19 protein-coding genes are annotated in these 19,600 nt (G+C 62.7%); 10 read left to right on the top strand and 9 right to left on the bottom strand.

Going from position 1 to position 19,600, the window contains the following annotated elements; genetic code table 11:
- Nucleotides 1-14 precede the first annotated feature (14 nt).
- The 3 genes from M52SOB_RS12250 to ilvD are packed head-to-tail and all read right to left on the bottom strand — an operon-like array spanning nucleotide 15 to nucleotide 2,900.
- Complete coding sequence (locus M52SOB_RS12250) at nucleotides 15-434, bottom strand: hypothetical protein (protein WP_284155106.1); 420 nt, start codon at nucleotides 432-434, stop codon at nucleotides 15-17.
- Nucleotides 431-1,030, bottom strand: a complete 600-nt coding sequence (locus M52SOB_RS12245) for a Uma2 family endonuclease (protein WP_131112065.1) — start codon at nucleotides 1,028-1,030, stop codon at nucleotides 431-433. The genes M52SOB_RS12250 and M52SOB_RS12245 overlap by 4 nt, the downstream gene beginning before the upstream one ends.
- A 19-nt stretch (nucleotides 1,031-1,049) precedes the next feature.
- A complete protein-coding gene (gene ilvD, locus M52SOB_RS12240) occupies nucleotides 1,050-2,900 on the bottom strand; it encodes a dihydroxy-acid dehydratase (RefSeq protein ID WP_131112064.1) in 1,851 nt (616 codons plus the stop codon).
- Between the two features lie 62 nt (nucleotides 2,901-2,962).
- Between ilvD and lgt the strand changes: the two genes are divergently transcribed.
- From lgt to M52SOB_RS12225, 3 genes are all read left to right on the top strand, one after another.
- The gene (lgt, locus tag M52SOB_RS12235; RefSeq protein ID WP_131112063.1) at nucleotides 2,963-3,745 is read left to right on the top strand and encodes a prolipoprotein diacylglyceryl transferase; all 783 of its coding nucleotides are present in this window, start codon (nucleotides 2,963-2,965) and stop codon (nucleotides 3,743-3,745) included.
- On the top strand, nucleotides 3,742-4,206 hold the full coding sequence (locus M52SOB_RS12230) for a VOC family protein (protein ID WP_131112062.1): 465 nt from the start codon (nucleotides 3,742-3,744) through the stop codon (nucleotides 4,204-4,206). The genes lgt and M52SOB_RS12230 overlap by 4 nt, the downstream gene beginning before the upstream one ends.
- 281 nt (nucleotides 4,207-4,487) lie before the next feature.
- Complete coding sequence (locus M52SOB_RS12225) at nucleotides 4,488-5,423, top strand: AEC family transporter (protein WP_131112061.1); 936 nt, start codon at nucleotides 4,488-4,490, stop codon at nucleotides 5,421-5,423.
- A 12-nt stretch (nucleotides 5,424-5,435) separates the two neighbouring features.
- Here the strand turns inward: M52SOB_RS12225 and M52SOB_RS12220 are convergent, their stop codons facing one another.
- Genes M52SOB_RS12220 through M52SOB_RS12195 form a run of 6 tightly spaced genes read right to left on the bottom strand, consistent with a single transcriptional unit; the run spans nucleotide 5,436 to nucleotide 10,916 of the window.
- Nucleotides 5,436-7,493: a ferrous iron transporter B gene (locus M52SOB_RS12220; RefSeq protein ID WP_284155105.1), complete on the bottom strand. Its 2,058-nt coding sequence runs from the start codon at nucleotides 7,491-7,493 to the stop codon at nucleotides 5,436-5,438.
- A 33-nt stretch (nucleotides 7,494-7,526) separates the two neighbouring features.
- Nucleotides 7,527-8,177, bottom strand: a complete 651-nt coding sequence (yrfG, locus tag M52SOB_RS12215; RefSeq protein WP_131112060.1) for a GMP/IMP nucleotidase — start codon at nucleotides 8,175-8,177, stop codon at nucleotides 7,527-7,529.
- On the bottom strand, nucleotides 8,174-8,629 hold the full coding sequence (locus M52SOB_RS12210; protein WP_131112059.1) for a DsrE family protein: 456 nt from the start codon (nucleotides 8,627-8,629) through the stop codon (nucleotides 8,174-8,176). The genes yrfG and M52SOB_RS12210 overlap by 4 nt, the downstream gene beginning before the upstream one ends.
- Nucleotides 8,630-8,643: 14 nt before the next feature.
- Nucleotides 8,644-9,423, bottom strand: a complete 780-nt coding sequence (locus M52SOB_RS12205; protein ID WP_131112058.1) for an enoyl-CoA hydratase/isomerase family protein — start codon at nucleotides 9,421-9,423, stop codon at nucleotides 8,644-8,646.
- Between the two features lie 2 nt (nucleotides 9,424-9,425).
- Entirely contained in the window at nucleotides 9,426-10,697 is a 1,272-nt protein-coding gene (locus tag M52SOB_RS12200; protein ID WP_131112057.1) for an NAD(P)/FAD-dependent oxidoreductase, read from the bottom strand.
- Between the two features lie 12 nt (nucleotides 10,698-10,709).
- The gene (locus M52SOB_RS12195; RefSeq protein WP_131112056.1) at nucleotides 10,710-10,916 is read right to left on the bottom strand and encodes a hypothetical protein; all 207 of its coding nucleotides are present in this window, start codon (nucleotides 10,914-10,916) and stop codon (nucleotides 10,710-10,712) included.
- Nucleotides 10,917-11,073: 157 nt separating this feature from the next.
- Between M52SOB_RS12195 and scpA the strand changes: the two genes are divergently transcribed.
- From scpA to M52SOB_RS12160, 7 genes are all read left to right on the top strand, one after another.
- Nucleotides 11,074-13,239 (top strand): methylmalonyl-CoA mutase, encoded by a 2,166-nt coding sequence (scpA, locus tag M52SOB_RS12190; protein ID WP_131112055.1) that lies wholly within the window; start codon nucleotides 11,074-11,076, stop codon nucleotides 13,237-13,239.
- A gap of 57 nt (nucleotides 13,240-13,296) precedes the next feature.
- Nucleotides 13,297-13,548: a ribbon-helix-helix domain-containing protein gene (locus tag M52SOB_RS12185; protein WP_131112054.1), complete on the top strand. Its 252-nt coding sequence runs from the start codon at nucleotides 13,297-13,299 to the stop codon at nucleotides 13,546-13,548.
- The gene (locus tag M52SOB_RS12180) at nucleotides 13,529-13,948 is read left to right on the top strand and encodes a type II toxin-antitoxin system VapC family toxin (RefSeq protein ID WP_172601837.1); all 420 of its coding nucleotides are present in this window, start codon (nucleotides 13,529-13,531) and stop codon (nucleotides 13,946-13,948) included. Before M52SOB_RS12185 ends, M52SOB_RS12180 begins: the two co-directional genes overlap by 20 nt.
- Nucleotides 13,941-14,939 (top strand): methylmalonyl Co-A mutase-associated GTPase MeaB, encoded by a 999-nt coding sequence (gene meaB / locus M52SOB_RS12175; RefSeq protein WP_131112052.1) that lies wholly within the window; start codon nucleotides 13,941-13,943, stop codon nucleotides 14,937-14,939. Before M52SOB_RS12180 ends, meaB begins: the two co-directional genes overlap by 8 nt.
- 10 nt (nucleotides 14,940-14,949) lie before the next feature.
- A complete protein-coding gene (locus tag M52SOB_RS12170; protein ID WP_131112051.1) occupies nucleotides 14,950-16,482 on the top strand; it encodes an acyl-CoA carboxylase subunit beta in 1,533 nt (510 codons plus the stop codon).
- Between the two features lie 11 nt (nucleotides 16,483-16,493).
- The gene (accC, locus tag M52SOB_RS12165) at nucleotides 16,494-18,485 is read left to right on the top strand and encodes an acetyl-CoA carboxylase biotin carboxylase subunit (RefSeq protein WP_131112050.1); all 1,992 of its coding nucleotides are present in this window, start codon (nucleotides 16,494-16,496) and stop codon (nucleotides 18,483-18,485) included.
- A 290-nt stretch (nucleotides 18,486-18,775) separates the two neighbouring features.
- Complete coding sequence (locus M52SOB_RS12160) at nucleotides 18,776-19,597, top strand: type IV pilus biogenesis protein PilM (RefSeq protein WP_131112049.1); 822 nt, start codon at nucleotides 18,776-18,778, stop codon at nucleotides 19,595-19,597.
- Nucleotides 19,598-19,600: the final 3 nt, after the last annotated feature.

Below are 19,600 nucleotides of genomic sequence, written 5' to 3'. Positions count from 1 at the left end.
CTCCCCTTCGAAAATCAGCCAAAGAGTGCGCGCCACCAGCGCTTGCGGCCCTCGGGCAAGGGCGCGGCGGGCCGCAGATCCTCTGGTGGCACCCGACAGAGGATCCAGCCGGGCAGCGGCGGGTTGTCAGAAAAGCCGCAGGATACGCCGAGATTGTTCGGGTCGAAGATCTTCACGAAGCTCGGCGCATCGAGTTGATCGGCATAGACGATGCCGCAATAGTCGTGATGATGTTCGCGGCGCAGCAGCGCGTCGATCTTTTCGATGAACGCGGCGACTGCCTCGGCCGAAGCGGGTTCGGTCGGCGGCGGCTCGCCGACGGCATAGACATACCATCCTGCCGCCGGATCGATGCGCTTCCAGAAGGCATCGAGCTGCTCCCAGGACATCACCGACCACAGCCGGCCGGAGAAGAGCGCCTGAAATTCACTCACGGCGATGCTGCCTGCGGAAAAGCGCCGACGATCGCGTCCCAGTCGATGATGACGTCCGGAAGCGCAGCGATGGGCGTCGTGCCCGTCAAGTCCTGAATCTCCGGCTTGCCGTAAGCGCCATCGATGAGCCGGTAGATGAACACCAGCCGATCGTCGGGATGCACGAGCCAGTATTCACGCACGCCGGCCTCCTCATAGACGCGGCGCTTGAGGATGTTGTCATGCGAAGCGGTCGTCGGTGAGAGCACTTCGACGACCCAGTCGGGGGCGCCGGTCACGCCTTTTTCGTCGAGCTTGGCCGGATCGCAGACGGCCAGCACGTCCGGCTGGACAACGGTATCGGTCTTTTCGACGCTTTGGCCAGGCTTGGGCAGGCGCACATCGACCGGTGCGATGAAGACCCGACAGGGCTTGCCGCGCAAGGCAGACAAAGCCTGGGCATAGATACGTCCGGCGTAATCTTGGTGACGCAATGATGGCGCTGGCGCCATCGCGAACGCCCGGCCATCGATCAGCTCCCAGCGCAGATCGTCATCCCAGGTGAGGTAATCGGCATAGGTGTAATGCCGATCATCGCGACGTTGCGGTAGCGCCATTGGTTGCCTCCCAAATAACTCAATGTTGCAATCGTGACACGTCGCGCACGGCACCGGTATCGGCCGAGGTCGCCATCGCCGCATAGACCTTGAGCGCATTCGAGACCGCACGTTCGCGTTTGGCCGGTTTCCAGGCGCGTTCCCCTTTCGCGAGCATCGCGGCGTGCCGTCTCGCCAGCGCCGACTTGTCGACTTTGAGTTCGATGCGGCGGTTGGGGATGTCGATCTCGATCGTGTCGCCTTCTTCGACCAGCGCGATCGCCCCGCCGGCGGCCGCTTCCGGAGAGACATGGCCAATCGACAAGCCAGAGGTGCCGCCGGAGAAACGCCCGTCAGTGAGCAATGCGCATTGCTTGCCCAGGCCCATCGACTTCAGATACGAGGTGGGATAAAGCATCTCCTGCATGCCTGGACCGCCCTTCGGGCCTTCATAGCGAATCACCACCACGTCGCCGGGTTGAATCTGGCCGCCGAGAATTTTCTCCACCGCCTCTTCCTGCGATTCGCAGACGCGGGCGCGGCCGGTGAATTTGAGGATCGATTCATCGACGCCGGCGGTCTTGACGATGCAGCCCTTCTCGGCGATGTTGCCGAACAGCACCGCGAGCCCCCCGTCTTTCGAGTAGGCGTGCTCGATATCGCGGATGCAGCCGTTTTCTCGGTCGAGATCGAGCGTCGGATAGCGGCGCGATTGCGAGAAGGCGACCTGTGTCGGCACGCCACCGGGCGCGGCGCGGTAGAACTCATGCACCTTTTTGTCGGCATTGCGGCGCACGTCGCACAGATCGATCTGCTCGCCCATCGAAGGATAGAGCACGGTCGGGCAGTCGCGGTGGATCAGGCCGGCGCGCTCGAGCTCGCCGAGGATGGCCATGATGCCGCCGGCGCGATGCACGTCTTCCATGTGGTATTTCTGCGTCGAGGGCGCGACCTTGCAGAGGTTTGGCACCTTGCGCGACAGCCGGTCGATGTCGGCCATCGTGAAATTCACCCCGGCTTCCTGCGCGCAGGCGAGCAGATGCAGCACGGTGTTGGTCGAGCCGCCCATCGCGATGTCGAGGCTCATCGCGTTCTCGAAGGCCTGGAAGTTGGCGATCGAACGCGGCAGCACGCTGGCGTCGTCGTGTTCGTAATAGCGTTTGGCGAGCGCCACGATCAAGGCGCCTGCCTTGACGAACAGCTTTTCGCGGTCGGCATGCGTCGCCACCAGCGTGCCGTTGCCGGGCAGCGCCAGCCCCAGGGCTTCCGCCAGGCAGTTCATCGAATTGGCGGTGAACATGCCCGAGCAGGAGCCGCAGGTCGGGCAGGCCGAGCGCTCCATCGCTGCCACTTCCCGGTCGGAATTCTTCGGGTCGGCGGCCTCGATCATCGCATCGATCAGATCGACCTTGCGCGTCTCGCCATGCCAGCGCACCTTGCCGGCCTCCATCGGCCCGCCGGAAACGAACACGGCGGGAATGTTGAGGCGCAGGGCCGCCATCAGCATGCCCGGGGTGATCTTGTCGCAGTTCGAAATGCAGACCATCGCATCGACGGTATGCGCATTGCACATGTATTCGACCGAATCGGCGATCAGATCGCGGCTGGGAAGGCTATAGAGCATGCCGCCGTGGCCCATCGCGATGCCATCGTCGATGGCGATGGTGTTGAATTCCTTCGCGACGCCCCCGGCTGCCTCGATCTGACGGGCGACGAGTTGGCCCATGTCCTTCAGATGCACATGCCCCGGCACGAACTGGGTGAAGGAATTGACGACGGCGATGATCGGTTTGTCGAAGTCGCCATCCTTCATGCCGGTGGCGCGCCAGAGCGCACGCGCGCCGGCCATGTTGCGGCCATGGGTCGAGGTATGGGAACGATAGACGGGCATCGAGGACTCCTTTGCTGGCAACGTAGAATGCGTTTCGTTAGTTTAGCCCTTGCCGCCTGCCCATGCTCATCCACCCGCAGTTCGATCCCGTCGCCGTTAGTCTTGGCCCGCTCGCCGTGCGCTGGTATGGGTTGATGTATCTCGCTGCCTTCCTCGCCTTCCTCGTGCTCGGCAAACGTCGCGCGCTGCTGCAGCCCTGGCATGGCCTCACACCGCAGCACATCGACGATCTGCTGTTCTACGGTGTGCTCGGCGTGGTGATCGGCGGTCGGCTCGGCCAGGTGCTGTTCTACGAGCCGGCCTACTACTTCGCGCATCCGCTGGAAATCTTTGCGGTCTGGAAGGGCGGCATGAGCTTCCATGGCGGCTTTCTCGGCGTGCTCGTCGCCGTCGGGCTCTATGCAAGAAAACATGGCTTGGGCTTCTGGCAGCTCACCGATTTCATCGCGCCGCTGGTGCCGATCGGGCTGGGGCTCGGACGCATCGGCAACTTCATCAACGGCGAGCTATGGGGCCGCGTCGCTTCGCCCGATCTGCCGTGGGCGATGGTCTTTCCGCAGGTCGATGGTCTGCCGCGCCATCCCTCGCAGCTCTATCAGGCCTGCGGCGAAGGCCTGCTGCTGTGGGCGCTCTTGTGGTGGTTTTCGTCGCGACAGCGGCCGCGCGGGCAGGTCTCGGCACTGTTTTTGATCGGCTATGGCGTGGCGCGCTGGTGTGGGGAATATTTCCGCGAGCCGGATCATGGCATCTTCGGCGTTTCCTACGTCGTCAGCATGGGGCAGTGGCTGTCCTTGCCGATGATCGTCATCGGCATCGTTCTATTCGTCAGAGGGAGAAAACAATGACCAGACCATTCAGGGTGCTGGGCATCCAGCAGATCGCCATCGGCGGGCCGTCGAAAGAGAAGCTGCGCCGGCTGTGGGTCGACATGCTCGGCCTCGCGGTGACCGGCAACTTCGTTTCCGAGCGCGAGAACGTCGATGAAGACATCTGCGCGATCGGCCAGGGCGCGCACAAGGTCGAAGTGGATTTGATGCAGCCGCTCGACCCGGAAAAGAAGCCGGCGGTGCACACGACGCCACTCAACCATGTCGGCCTGTGGATCGATGACCTGCCGAAGGCGGTCGAATGGCTCACGGCGCAGGGCGTGCGTTTCGCACCGGGCGGCATCCGCAAGGGCGCAGCGGGTTACGACATCTGCTTTCTACATCCGAAGGCGAGCGAGGAGTTCCCGATCGCCGGCGAGGGCGTGTTGATTGAGCTCGTCCAAGCTCCTCCCGAGGTGATTGCGGCGTTGGGTGAGTAAAAGTCGGCGCTGGCGGGACGGCAGTTGCCGTCCCGCCGTCGAGGTTTAGCGTGAAACAGAACTGGAGATGAAAACCGGTGGGCCGTTCGGCTCATGGTTCGCGCATAGGGCGGCCGGTAGGGTTTGGGCGCGGGGCAGCCACAACTCGCTCCGCTCAGACAAGTGGCTGCCTTATCCGCGCCCTTCACCCACGGCCGCCGACATGCGCTCACAAATCGCCTCACGGCCCACCGGTTTCATCCGCAGGGCTAGTTTCTGAACCATGACTATTAGGACGGCACATGTCCGGCTTTCTTCAGCATTTTTCGCTCGCCAGCCCGCTGTTCCTGCTGGTGCTGCTGGGCTATCTGCTGGCGCGCTCTAGGCGCTGGCCGGATTCGGTCGGCGAGGCGCTTGGCCGCTTCGCGTATGCCGTGGCCCTGCCGGCACTGCTGTTCCGCATGATGAGCGGTTTCTCGCGCTTGCCGGCGGTCGATCTGCGCCTGCTCGCGGCCTTCTTTGGCGGCTGTCTGGTCGTCTTCGTGATTGGCCGGTTGGTTGCGCTTTTCGTCTTTCGGCTCGACGGCATCGCGCAGTCGGTGTTCGCGCTCGGCGGCGTGTTCTCCAACAACGTGATGCTCGGCATCGCGATCGCCAAGACCACGCTCGGCGATGCCGCCTTGCCTGCGGTGTCGCTGGTCATCGTCTTCAACGCCTTGATCCTCTGGACGCTCGTCACCGTCTCGGTCGAATGGGCGCGCCATGGCGATTTTTCCCTGCATGGCTTCGGCAAGACCGCGCGCGGCGTGCTCACCAACCCGATCGTCGCCTCGATTCTCGCCGGCACGCTGTGGGGCTTTGCCGGCATCCCGCTACCCGCGTTCATCGACGTGCCGCTGGAGATGCTCGGCCAGGGCGCCGTGCCGTTTTCGCTCGTCGCACTGGGCATGGGGCTCGCCGCCTACCGCATCCGCGAGGGGCTGAACCAGAGTCTGGCGATCTGCGCCATCAAGCTCGCCGTGCAACCGCTCGTCGTCTGGCTGCTGGCGCGCGCACTCGGCCTGCCGCCGCTGGAAACCCGGGTGGTGACGCTGCTCGCTTCGCTGGCGATGGGCATCAACGTCTATGTGATGGCGCAGCAGTTCCGCAGCCTACAGGGACCGGTCGCTGCCGGCCTGGTGCTCTCGACGCTGCTGTCGTCGGTGACCACGCCGCTGGTATTGGCACTGATCAGCTGAACGCCAGCGCCGTCAGAAAACCCAGTCGATCAGTTCCAGCGGCAGCCGCACTGCCATGGCCACCGCCAATGCCGCGCCGATCGACAGCGCGACCGAGAAGAATGCCTCGCGCTTGCCGAGCAGCTTGAGCATCATCGCAAAAGTCGAGACGCAAGGCACGTAGAAAGTGAGGAAGGCGAGGAAGGTGGCGATCTGCGTCGTGTCGAGCACGCCGGCGAGTTCCTGCGTGCCGAGTGCCTGGAACACCATCAACAGCGACAGCTCCTTGCGTAGGACCCCGAACAGGATCGGCACGCCGAGCACCACGGGCAGCCCCAGCCACCAGTGGGTGATCGGGGTCAAGGCGAGGTTGATCCAGCGATCCATGCCAAAGTGCGCGAGCAATGCGAGCACGACGCTGCCGATGACGAGCAGGGGCAGCACGATGGTGACGATGTCGCGACTTCTGTCCCAGGTGAGCCACGCGAGCCGGCGTATTCCGGGCAGCGCATAGGGCGGGATGTGCTGGATCATGCCCGGCGTGGTTTCCGGGTAGCGATGTTTGAGCAGCTTGCCGATCAGGCTGACGACGATGGGGGCCAGCATGAACAGCGCAAACACCCCGAAGCCGCCGAGATACTTGCCGCCCAACGCGAGGATGATCGCCGAGCGTGCCGAACAGGGCAGGAAGGTGATCAACAGCGCCGCGACGGTGCGGTCGCGGCCGTGGGTGACGGCCGCCGTGGCGGCGAGCGCCGGCACGTTGCAGCCCAAGCCCATCAAAAACGGCAGCGCCACGCCGCCGTGCAGCCCCAGCTGGTGAAAGCCGCGATCGACGACGAAGGCGACGCGGTGCATGATGCCCGACTCTTCGAGAAAAGCGAGCAGCAGCACGAGTGGGATCATGTAGGGAATGACGATGCCGGCGAGTCCGATCAGGCCGTCTGCCACCGCGCGCAGGATGACGCCGGCAAGATCGGTCGGCTGCCAGGGTTCGGCCCAGGCGATCAGCCGCGCGACGGTGTGACTATCGAGCCAGCTGCTGACTTCGAAGACGAAGAACAGCACCAGCGCAAACACCGCCAGCGTGCCGGCGAAGCCCCAGCGTGGATGCAGAAAGAGCTCGTCCAGCCAGCGTTGCCAGGCGGGCAGCTTCTCGCCGCCACCCGGCCGCGAGACGGCCTCGAAGAGCAGCGCGGCACGGTGATGCCGGTCGGCATGGATCTCCTCGCCCAAGGGACGCGGCAGTACCGCATCGGCGGCCTCGCGCGCTGCGAGCAGGGACTGATGGAGCTTCGGGAAATGGCAGCGCAGTTCCTGGGCGAAATAATCGTCGTTCTCGGCCAGTTGCAGGGCGAGGAAACTGGCCGGCACCGCGAAGGCATCGACCACGCCGGGGTCTCTGGCGATCTCGGCGATGGGCGCCAGATGGGCCGCAATGTAGGGTGACGGCGGTTGTGGTGTCGGGGCGCGTTTTTCACGCGCGGCGCGCACGACGGTGGAAAACAAATCTGCAAGTCCCAGCCCCATGTGGGCGACGGTCGGCACGACCGGTGCGCCGAGCTTCTCGGCCAATGCACCGACATTGATGAACATGCGCTTGGCGCGCGCTTCATCCATGCGGTTCAACGCGACGACCATGGGTTTGCCGATCTGCGCGAGCTCCAGCGCGAGTTCCAGGTCGCGCTCCAACGCCGTGGCATCCATCACCAACAGCAAGACGTCCGGCGCGGCGAAGGATTGTGCCGGCTGGTGGGCCTCATGCCGGGCGATCGCCGGCCAGCGGTCGCCCCACAGCAGGTATTTGAGGATCACCGCCGTGTCGTTCGACAGGGTGTGAAAGGTTTCGACGGGCGGCAGATCGACGAGCGAAATCTGGTCGAGGCCGACATCGACGAGGCACTCCTCGTAGGCCGGGCCGACGCCCGCCAGTCGCTCGTGACGCACGGCCGTGCTCGAAGCGGCGCGGAAGATGCGGCTCTTGCCTGCGCGCGCCTGGCCAATGATCGCCACGCGCGGACAGCGGCTGCCGCGCAACAGGGGGCCGGCGAGGGGAAAGGTATGGGGAGGCCGCAGAGAAGAAGAGGACAAGATCGTGAACTGCTTATTTGAGAATTGTTCTCATTATGTAAGCAATTCCTCGAAGCTGTCAATCGCCAGATAATCGCGCGTGTCTTTCGGCGGCTGCTTCGTATCGGGCCTGCGCACCGAGATCAGATGCCGGATGCCGTAAGCGCGCGCCGCATCGAGCACCGGCAGGCTGTCGTCGACGAGCAGGGTGCGTTCGGGAGCGAAGGGTTCGATGGCGCGCAACTTTTCCCAGAAGCCACGCTGTTCTTTGGCGAAACCGAGCGCGTGGGCGGAGACGATCGCATCGAAATGCGGTTCGAGCCCGGTTTTCGCCATCTTCAGCGTGATGCTCTTGTGATGGGCATTGGTCGCCAGGACGACGCGTTTGCCCAGCTCTCGCAGCCGGGCGAGGAAAGCGACGACCGACGGATGCACGGCAATCAGATGGGCCACTTCCGCCTTGAGCGCCATGATGTCGAGCTCCAGCTCGGTTTCCCAGTAGTCGACCGAATACCAGTCGAGTGTGCCGGCGCGGGCTGAATAGCGTGCCATCAGCGCCTCGCGCGCCGCATCGAGCGGCAGCCCTTTCGCTTCTGCATAACGCAGCGGCACATGGGCTTGCCAGAAATGGTTGTCGAAATGGAGATCGAGCAGGGTGCCGTCCATGTCGAGCAGGACGGTGTCGATGGCGTTCCAGTCGATCATGGGCGCAGATAGATCCAGCCGGCCTGCTGGCGCTTCATGATCTCGACATAACCGGCCTTGGCGATTTTGACGCCCTCGACGAGATCGTCGGCGGTGAGATGTTGCACCTGCATCGAGTTACCGCAAGCAATGAACTCGACGCCGGCGGCGATGGCATCCAGCACGTCGTTGGCCGCCACCGAATCGGCCTTCAGCATGCCGAGGCCGCTGCCAATGGCGACGACGGCGATGGCGACATTCTTCTTTCCCAGCTCGGCCTGAATGTTCCTGATGTTGGCGAGCACCGCCATCCATTTCTTGCCGTCGTCCTCGTTGATCTGGATGACGAGGCGATTCTGCGCGCTGGGTGCCGTCCTGCCAGCGCCGACTTTGGGGTTTTGAGCAGAAGTGGCCGGCATCGAGATGCCGCAGATCAGTAAAGCCGCTGCCAGTGCAGCCCATCGGTGAGACATCAAAGACTCCTCGACTATCGTCCGGTGAAGCGCGACGGACGTTTTTCGCGGAAGGCGGTCATGCCTTCCCAGTAGTCCGCCGTATCCAGAAATGCGAAGGATGCCCGTTTTTCTTCCTCTGTCAAAGGTGTGCCGGTCATCAGTCGCGCAATCCATTGCTTGTGCCAACGCGCGACCAGCGGCGCGCCCGCGGCGATCCGCGCCACAGTGGCCTGTGTTTCGGTTGCCAACGCCTCATCGGCGACGACGCGTGTGACCAAACCTTTTTCGTAGGCTTCGCGGGCCGTCAGCAGCCGCCCTTCGAGCAACATTTCCTTGACCACCGCCTCCCCGGCGAGTTCGAGCAGGCTAGCCAGCTCGTCGGGATACATCGAGAATCCCAGCTTGTTGATCGGCGCGCCGAGCCGCGCCGATTCTCCGGCGATGCGCAGGTCGCAGGCGCAGGCGATTTCCAGACCACCGCCGACACACGGGCCGGCGATCTGCGCCACGACCGGATGACGGCAGCGGCGGATGGCCGTGAGCGCCTCGGCGACCTGATGGTGATAGGCCAGTGCGCCCTCCACCGTCGCGCGCAGCGAGTGCATTTCGTCGAGATCGCCGCCGGCGGCGAAAGCGGAGCCAGCGCCGCGCAGAACCACGCAGCGCAGCGCATCGTCGGCAGTGGCGGCGCTGAAGACCTCTGCCAGCCGCCGCCACATCGCCGCATTCAGCGCATTGAACTTGTCGGGATTGAAGAGCGTGACGGCGAGGATGGCACCGTCACGCTCGGTGAGGATGTCTGCTGTTGCCAAACTTACTTGTGCAACCGGGTGACGCCGATCAGCTTGAGGACATAACGCTCGTAGAACGGCTCGGTATTCCCCTTCTTGATCTTGTTGAGGAAGTATTTCTCGTAGCCGACCTTGGCGTAATGCACCCACTTGCCTTTCTTGAACCAGCTCACGTTGCGTGGCGGGATCTGCGGAATGGCGACGAAGGCTGCGCCTTCGTCGCCGAAGTCGGCGAGACAGACCGCATTCCAGGTCGCCTTGTGATCGGGCTCCTTACCGTCCATCGCCAGGCGGATGTTGTGGACGGTGGCGGTGACCATCGATTCGATCATGTAGCCGGTCTTTGGTGTGCCGACCGGGATCGGTGTGGCTTCGACGGGCGGAATCGCGACGCAGACACCGACCGAATAGATGTTCTTGTATTTCGGATTGCGCTGGAATTCATCGATGATGATGAAGCCGCGCGGGTTGGAGAGCCCCTCGATGCCGAATACCGCATCGACACCTTTGAAGGCTGGCAGCATCATCGAATACTTGAAGGGCAGTTCGTGCTCCTTCTTTACGCTGCCATCGTCGTTGTGCTCGGCGACGTACATCTTGCCTGCCTCGACTTTGGTGACCTTGGCATTGCAGATCCACTTGATGTGCCTGTCACGCAGAATCGACTCGATCATGCCCTTCGAGTCGCCGACGCCGCCCAGGCCGAGATGGCCGACATAAGGTTCAGCGGTGACGAAGGTCATCGGCACTTTGCTGCGGATCTTGCGGCGACGCAGGTCGGTATCCATGATCATCGCGTACTCGTAGGCTGGGCCGTAGCAGGAAGCACCCTGCACCGCGCCGACGACGATGGGGCCCGGATCGGCAACGAATTTCTCCCATGCCTGGCCGGATTTGACGGCATGATCGACGGCGCAGACCGAATGGGTGAACTTTTCCGGGCCCAGCCCCTCGACTTCGTCGAAGGCCAGCTTCGGACCGGTGGCGATGATCAGGAAATCGTAATCGACGAAGGTGCCGTCGATCAGCTCGATGCGGTTCTCGGCCGGATGAACCTTTTTCGCCGCCTTGGCGATGCAGTCGATCCCTTTGCGAGCGAGATAAGGAGCCAGTTCGAAGGTGATGTCCTCGCGTGTGCGCCAATTCACCGCCACCCAGGGATTGGAGGGCGTGAACTGGAAGTAGGGATGTTCGCTGACGACCGTGACCTTGTCATTGGGGCCGACCTGTTCCTTCATGTCGTAAGCGGCCGTCATGCCGCCGATGCCGCCGCCGAGAATGACGATATGTGCCATTGAGTAAGCTCCTTATTCCTCGATGAAAACACGGTCGATCGCGGCGACGCCTTCATCGACCACCTTGCGCAGGTCTTCCGGGCATTCGTCCTGGTTTATGGCCAGGGAAGCGTAGAGCGCGAGCGACTTGAGCGCCAGGGCGATCTTGGCGACATCTGCGGCGGTCTTGTCGTCGATCTCGACGCCCGGCTGCAACTGCCAGCTTTTGGATTTCGGCATGATTCCTCCCCTTTTCGGTTTTAGCAGGATGGCAAGCATACACCATCGAAGGCCGCGGCTTAGTCGGTGGGCCCGGGCGTTGCTATCATTCGCGTTCATTTCACAAAAAACGAACGGCCGGCCGATGTGGTGAGTCGAGCCGGCGGGAGTGGAAACCATGAGCCAATATCCGCAAGTGACGATTCCCGGCCTGGATGTCTGGGCCAAGGTGGCCGCGAAATCTGCGCCCGAGGGCGATGTGACGAAGCTTTCCTGGACGACGCCCGAGGGCTTGACCGTGAAGCCGCTCTATACGAAGGCCGATACGGATGGCTTGCCGTTTGCCGACACGCTGCCCGGCTTCGAGCCCTTCGTGCGCGGCCCGCAGGCGACGATGTACGCCGCGCGGCCGTGGACGATCCGCCAATACGCCGGTTTCTCCACCGCCGAGGAATCGAACGCCTTCTACCGCAAAGCGCTGGCCTCCGGCGCGCAGGGCGTCTCGGTGGCCTTCGATCTGGCCACGCACCGTGGTTACGACTCCGATCATCCGCGTGTCGTCGGCGATGTCGGCAAAGCCGGTGTCGCGATCGATTCGGTCGAGGACATGAAGATTCTCTTCGATGGCATCCCGCTCGACAAGGTCTCGGTGTCGATGACGATGAACGGCGCGGTGCTGCCGGTGCTGGCCGGCTACGTGGTCGCCGCCGAGGAGCAGGGGGTTGGTCAGGACAAGCTCTCCGGCACGATCCAGAACGACATCCTCAAAGAGTTCATGGTCAGGAACACCTACATCTATCCGCCGGAACCGTCGATGCGCATCATCGCCGACATCATCGCCTACACGGCGGAGAAGATGCCGAAGTTCAACTCGATCTCGATCTCCGGCTATCACATCCAGGAAGCCGGCGCCACACAAGCGCTGGAGCTCGCCTTCACGCTGGCCGACGGCATGGAATACGTGCGCACCGCGATGAAGCGGGGCTTGGATGTCGATGCCTTCGCCGGGCGGCTGTCGTTCTTCTTCGGCATCGGCATGAATTTTTATCTGGAGATCGCGAAGCTCAGGGCCGCTCGTCTCCTGTGGTGGCGCATCATGAAAGACTTCGGCGCGAAGAATCCGAAATCGTTGATGCTGCGTACCCATTGTCAGACTTCCGGCTGGAGTCTCACCGAGCAGGATCCCTACAACAACATCGTGCGCACGACGATCGAGGCGCTCGCCGCCGTGTTCGGTGGCACGCAGTCGCTGCACACCAATGCGTTCGATGAGGCGATCGCGCTGCCCACCGAGTTTTCGGCGCGTATCGCCCGGAATACGCAGATCCTGATCCAGGAAGAAACCCACATCACGAATGTCATCGATCCGTGGGGCGGCAGCTACATGATGGAAAAGCTCACGCAGGAGATGGCCGACAAGGCGTGGAGCATCATCGAAGAGGTCGAGGCGATGGGCGGCATGACTCATGCGGTGGAGACCGGCTGGGCCAAGCTGCAGATCGAGAAGTGCGCGGCGGAAAAGCAGGCGCGCATCGATTCGGGCCAGGATGTGATCGTCGGCGTCAACAAATACCGGCTCGACAAGGAAGTTTCGGTCGACATCCTCGAAGTCGACAACCATGCGGTGCGCGAAGCGCAGATCGCGCGGCTCAAGGAGATTCGCGCCCGCCGCGACAATGCGAAGGTTGCAGCAGCGCTCGATGCACTGACCGAGGCGGCGAGGACGGGAACGGGCAATCTGCTCGATCTTTCGATCAAGGCGGCGCGCTTGCGCGCCACGGTCGGTGAGATTTCCGATGCGCTGGAAAAGGTTTGGGGCCGACATCGCGCGACGCACCAGGTCGTTTCCGGTGTTTATTCGTCGGCATTCGGCAGTACGCCGGGTCTCGACGAGGTGCGTGAAGAGGTCGAAGAATTCGCCGCCGCCGAGGGCCGCCGACCGCGCATCATGATCGCCAAGCTCGGCCAGGACGGTCACGACCGCGGCGCGAAAGTGGTGGCCACGGCCTTCGCCGATCTCGGCTTCGACGTCGACATCGGTCCGCTGTTCCAAACCCCCGAGGAGGCCGCACGTCAGGCGATCGAAAACGACGTGCATGCCGTGGGCGTCTCGACCCTCGCCGCCGGTCACAAGACACTGGTACCGCAGCTCATCGAAGCGCTCAAGGCACAGGGTGCGGACGACATCGTCGTCTTCGTCGGCGGCGTGATCCCGGCGCAGGACTACGAGGCGCTCTACGCCGCCGGCGCCAAAGGCATCTTTGGCCCTGGCACGCCGATCCCGCAGTGTGCTGGCGAAGTGCTGCGCGCGATCCGGGCGGCGCATTTGCCACGGAACGCTTGAACCGACCGCATGGCTGTGATACCGTAATACGGTATTTCACCTCAGGAGGTTTCCATCATGGCCCTTTCCGTCCGTCTCGATCCTTTGTTGGAAAGTCGCGTCGAGCAGGAAGCCCGACGGCGCGGTATCACCAAGTCCGAAGTCGTCAAGGATGCGCTGGAGCGCATGCTCGGCATGAAGAGCCCATCGGCCGTGTATCGCCAAATCATCGAACGCCAGCCCTACGCGGTCAATGAGCCGCAGACCGAGTATTCCGAAAACAGCGGCGAGAAGTTCAAGGCGCTCCTGCGTGCGAAGCATTCTGATTGATACCGGTCCGCTGGTCGCTCTGTTCGGCCGCAAAGACCGCCACCACGACGAGTATCGCGCGAGGATGCTGGCCGCCGATGCCGAGGGGCTGCGCTTCATCACCACCTGGCCATGCATCGTCGAAGCCGCTTACTTGCTCGAGCCGCCCGAGCGCTACGACCTCATCGAGTTCGTCACTCTGGGCGGCGTCCAGCTCTACCCTTTCGATACCGCCCATCTCGAAGACATGCTCGGCTGGATGCGAACCTACACCGAGCCCGGCAAGAGAGAAATGGACCTTGCCGATGCGTCGCTCTACTGGCTCGCCGTCGATACGGGCATCAACTGCATCATGACGCTCGATCGACGCGATTTCGAGCGTTATCGACTGCCGGACGGACGGAGTTTCGAGATTGTCTGACATCGACCGGCTCGCCCCTGAAGATCAAGCACTGATCGCAGGCGTGCTCGCCGGCCAACGCCGCGCGCTTGCCAAAGCCATCACCCTGATCGAGTCGACGCGCCCCGATCATCAGGAGCGCGCTGCAGCGGTGCTGGATGCTTTGTTGCCGCAGACGGGAAACAGCTTGCGTATCGGCATCACCGGTGTGCCCGGGGCCGGTAAATCCACCTTCATCGAAGCGTTTGGTCTTTATCTCATCGAGCAGGGACTGAAGGTCGCGGTGCTCGCCGTCGATCCCTCCTCGAAGCGTAGCGGCGGCTCGATTCTGGGAGACAAGACGCGCATGGAGCGCTTGAGCCAGAACGAAGCCGCTTTCATTCGCCCTTCGCCCGCTGCCGGAGCCTTGGGCGGCGTGGCGGCGAAGACGCGCGAGGCCATGCTCCTTTGCGAGGCGGCCGGCTTCGATGTCGTGATCGTCGAAACCGTCGGCGTCGGCCAGTCGGAAACCGAGGTGGCAGGCATGACCGACGTCTTCGTCCTGCTGCAGTTGCCGAACGCTGGCGACGATTTGCAGGCGATCAAGAAGGGCATCATCGAGCTCGCCGATCTCATCATATACAACAAAGTCGATTTGGATGCTGCTGCGGCGGAACGTGCGGCCATCCAAATGCGCTCGGTGCTCGCCATGCTCAGCCCGGCGACAGCGAACTGGCAGCCGCGCGTCTTGCAGATCAGCGCCCTGCAGGGCACGGGCATCGCAGCGGTGTGGGCAACATTGCAGGAGTATCGCCAGATCGTGACCGACTCGGGGGCGCTGGCCGAAAAACGCCGCCGCCAGTCGCTGGACTGGATGTGGCAGCTGATCGATGTCAGCCTGCGCCAACGCTTTCAATCCCACCCCGCCGTGAGGGCAACGCTGCCCGATCTGACCCGTGCGGTTCAGAAGGGTGAAACCTCCCCCACGGCAGCCGCGCAGCGGCTCTTGAATCTGCTGAATCGGTATTTTTAGGAGAACGTCCATGCACGAGATCATTGAAGAACTGGAAAGAAAACGCGAGCTGGCGCGCCTTGGCGGCGGACTGAAACGCATCGACGCCCAGCACGCCAAAGGCAAGCTCACCGCACGCGAGCGCATCGAGCTCCTGCTCGACGACGGCACCTTCGAAGAGTGGGATATGTTCAAGGAACACCGCTGCACCGACTTCGGCATGGAGCAGACCAAGATTCCTTCCGATGGCGTGGTGACCGGCTACGGCACCATCAACGGCCGCATGGTGTTCGTTTTTTCGCAGGATTTCACCGTCTTCGGCGGCGCTTTGTCGGAAGCGCACGCCGAGAAGATCTGTAAGGTCATGGACAAGGCGATGCAGGTCGGTGCCCCGGTGATCGGGCTCAACGACTCCGGCGGGGCACGCATCCAAGAAGGCGTGGCGGCCTTGGGCGGTTATGCCGAGGTGTTCCAGAGAAACGTGCTTGCTTCCGGCGTGATCCCGCAGATTTCACTCATCATGGGTCCCTGCGCCGGCGGAGCGGTGTATTCGCCGGCGATGACCGACTTCATCTTCATGGTCAAGGACAGCTCCTACATGTTCGTGACAGGCCCCGACGTGGTGAAGACGGTCACGCACGAAGAGGTGACGGCCGAGGAGCTGGGCGGTGCCGTGACGCACACGACGAAATCGGGTGTTGCCGATCTCGCCTTCGAAAACGACGTCGAGGCACTGATCCTCCTGCGTCGCTTCTTCAACTACCTGCCCTTGAACAACCGTGAGAAACCGCCGATCCGGCCGACCAGTGACCCGGCCGATCGCATCGACATGAGTCTCGACACACTGGTGCCGGACAACCCGAACAAGCCCTATGACATCAAGGAGCTGATCATCAAGGTCGTCGATGAGGCCGACTTTTTCGAGCTGCAACCGGATCACGCCAAGAACATCGTCATCGGTTTCGCGCGCATGGAAGGGCAGACCGTCGGCATCGTCGCCAACCAGCCGATGGTGCTGGCGGGTTGTCTCGACATCAAGAGCTCGATCAAGGCAGCGCGCTTCGTGCGTTTTTGTGATGCCTTCAACATTCCGATCGTCACCTTCGTCGATGTGCCGGGCTTCATGCCGGGGACGGCACAGGAATACGGCGGCATCATCAAGCACGGCGCGAAGCTGCTCTATGCCTATGCCGAATGCACGGTGCCGAAGATCACCGTGATCACCCGCAAAGCCTACGGTGGGGCTTACGACGTGATGGCGTCGAAACACCTGCGTGGCGATGTGAACTTTGCCTGGCCTTCGGCCGAGATCGCCGTGATGGGGCCGAAAGGGGCGGTGGAGATCATCTTCCGCGAGGAAAAGAACGATCCGGTCAAGGTGGCAGCCCGCGAAGCCGAATACAAGGCCAAGTTCGCCAATCCTTTCGTTGCCGGCGCGCGCGGCTTCATCGACGACGTCATCCAGCCGCACGAGACGAGAAAGCGCATCTGTCGCTCGTTGGTGATGCTCAGGAACAAGAATATTGCCAACCCGTGGCGCAAGCACGGCAACATTCCGCTGTAAGGAAACCGGTCATGTTCAAGAAAATTCTCATTGCCAACCGAGGCGAGATCGCCTGCCGTGTCATCAAAACCTGCCGCAAGATGGGCATTGCCACCGTCGCGGTGTATTCCGAGGCGGACCGCGACGCGCTGCATGTGGAGCTGGCTGACGAAGCCGTGTGCATCGGCCCGGCACCATCGAAAGACAGCTACCTGGTGATGGACAAGATCATCGCCGCCTGCAAGCAAACGGGCGCGGAAGCGGTGCATCCGGGTTACGGCTTCCTGTCGGAAAACGCCGAGTTCTCGCGCCGGCTGGAGGAGGCAGGCATCGTCTTCATCGGCCCCAAACACGAGTCCGTGGCGAAAATGGGCGACAAGATCGAATCGAAGAAGCTCGCGATCTCAGCAAAGGTCAACACCATTCCCGGCTACAACGACGCCATCGACACGCCTGAGGAGGCCGTCGAGATCGCGCGCAAGATCGGCTATCCGGTGATGATCAAGGCATCGGCCGGCGGCGGCGGCAAAGGGCTGCGTGTCGCCTGGAACGACAAGGAGGCGCACGAGGGTTTTGCTTCGTGCAAGACCGAGGCGAAGAACGCCTTTGGCGACGATCGCGTCTTCATCGAAAAATACGTCGAGGAGCCGCGCCACATCGAGATCCAGGTGCTCGGCGATGCCCACGGCAACGTCGTCTACCTCCATGAGCGTGAATGTTCGATCCAGCGCCGTCATCAAAAAGTGATCGAGGAGGCGCCCTCGCCCTTCCTCGATCCGGAAACGCGCCGCGCGATGGGCGAGCAGGCGGTGGCTCTGGCGCGTGCCGTCGATTACCAGTCGGCCGGCACCGTCGAGTTCGTCGTCAATGGCAAGGACAAGAGCTTTTACTTCCTCGAGATGAACACGCGGCTGCAGGTCGAGCATCCGGTCACCGAATGCATCACCGGCCTCGATCTCGTCGAGCTGATGATCCGTGTCGCTGCCGGCGAGAAACTGCCTTTCCGGCAGGAGGACGTCAAACTCGACGGCTGGGCGATCGAGTGCCGCATCAATGCCGAGGACCCTTTCCGCGGCTTCCTGCCCTCGACCGGGCGGCTGGTGAAGTTCATCCCGCCTGCCGAGGGCAATGGGGTGCGGGTCGATACCGGCGTCTATGAGGGCGGCGAGATTTCGATGTTCTATGACTCGATGATCGCGAAACTCATCACCCATGCGCCGACGCGCGACGGGGCGATCGCCAAGATGCGCGAGGCGCTCAATGCCTTCGTGATCCGCGGCGTGGCATCGAACATCGCCTTCCAGGCTGCGCTGATGCAGCATCCGCGCTTCATTTCCGGCCAGTTCAGCACTGGACTGATCGCCGAGTCGTATCCGAAAGGCTTCGACGCATCGATGGTGCCGCACGACGATCCGGCGCTTCTGATCGCCGTCGCCGCCGCGATGCACCGCCAGCATCAGGAACGCAATGCGCGGATTTCGGGGCAAATGCCAGGGCATGAATACCGGCCGGGATCGGAGTTCGTCGTACGTCTTGCCGACGGCGGCGATTACCCGGTCAGTGTGCATGCTGCGCCAGGAGGCTGGGATGTGCGGCTCGATGGCGAGACCTACGCGATCCGTAGCGATTGGCGCTTCGGCGAGCCGCTCTATCGCGGCACGTTCAACGACGAACCCTTCTGCATGCAGGTGGAACGACGCGGCCTCAAATATCGCCTGTTCCATTGGGGCAAGCAGGCCGATCTGACGGTGCTCACCCAGCGCGCGGCGCATCTTTCGACGCTGATGCCGAAGAAGGCGCCGCCCGACATGAGCAAGTTCCTGCTCTCGCCGATGCCGGGGCTGCTCACCCACATCGCCGTCGTCCCCGGCCAGGAGGTCAAGGCTGGCGAGGTGCTGGCGAAGATCGAAGCGATGAAAATGGAGAACGTGCTGAAAGCCGAGCGCGATTGCGTCGTCGAGGCCTTGCTCGCCAAGCCGGGGGAGAGTCTCTCGGTCGATCAGCCGATCATCGCGTTCAAATGAGCTCAAAGTCGGTGATGAAGCCAATCGCAGCGGAGGGGGCCCGCAGCAGGCGGGGGGCGTAGCGGCCGCAGGCGACACCGGCACGGCACCCTGCTGCAACTAACCAGGTTTTTCGCCTCTAATCAGTCATTGCTGCGCCAACGCGAATCGCTAGACTCCGGCAACACGGTAGGGTGGACCCGGATATGGCAGCGGAGGGTAAAAGGTCGAGCGGAAAGGCGTGGACGGCAGTGGATTGCGGTGCCGGGCGTGTGACCATCGCGTCAATCGAACGCGGTGGGAGTAAGCCCATGGTGCTGACGTGCGAGAGCTATGCCCGTGAAGGCAGTGTCAGCGAGACGCTCAAGCGTCTGCAACGTTTGCATCGTCTCGATCGTCAGCAATGTGTCACGCTTCTTGCCGAAGGCCAATACCAGCTGCTGCAAGTCGAATTGCCCGCCAACGCAGCGAGCATGACCCGTGATGAGCTGCGCGAGGCATTGCGCTGGCGAGTGAAAGAGATGGTCGATTTTCCCGTCGAGCGTGCCGGTATCGATCTGCTCGACATTCCTCCGGTTGGCAATCGTCCCCCCCAGGTTTGGGTCGTGCTCGCCAACCACGAGGTGTTGCAGCCGATCATCTGGGACTTCCAGGAAGCGAAGGTTACGCTTGCCGCGATCGACATCCCCGAGCTGGCCCAGCGCAACCTGGCTGCGCTGTTCGAAGAGCCAAACCGCGGAGTGGCGCTGTTGTTCTTCGATCGACATGGCGGCCGGCTCGTCATCACGTTTCACGGCGAGCTCTACATGACACGCCACATCGATGTCGGTACTGCAGAGCTCGCCGATGCCCAGGCGGAAACGCTTCACGAGCGGGTGCTGCTCGATATCCAGCGCTCGCTCGACAGTTTCGACCGCAACTACGGTGCGATCAATGTGGCGCGCCTCCTCATCGGGCCGATGCCGCAGGGGAATGCGGACGCTTTCGTTCCTTATCTGCGCGCCAATCTGTCTCTGCCGGTGGCGGAGGCGAATCTCGCCGAAGTGATGGACTTCGCGAAGACGCCCCATCTGACCGATCCGATGATCCAGGCGGAAGCCTGCCTAGCGCTCGGTGCCGCGCTCAGAGAGTGACAC

Origin of the sequence: Sulfuricystis thermophila (genome assembly GCF_004323595.1) — a bacterium.
GTDB lineage: Bacteria > Pseudomonadota > Gammaproteobacteria > Burkholderiales > Rhodocyclaceae > Sulfuricystis > Sulfuricystis thermophila.
Note: the sequence above shows the minus strand (reverse complement) of the source record. Positions and strands in the feature narration are given on the sequence as shown.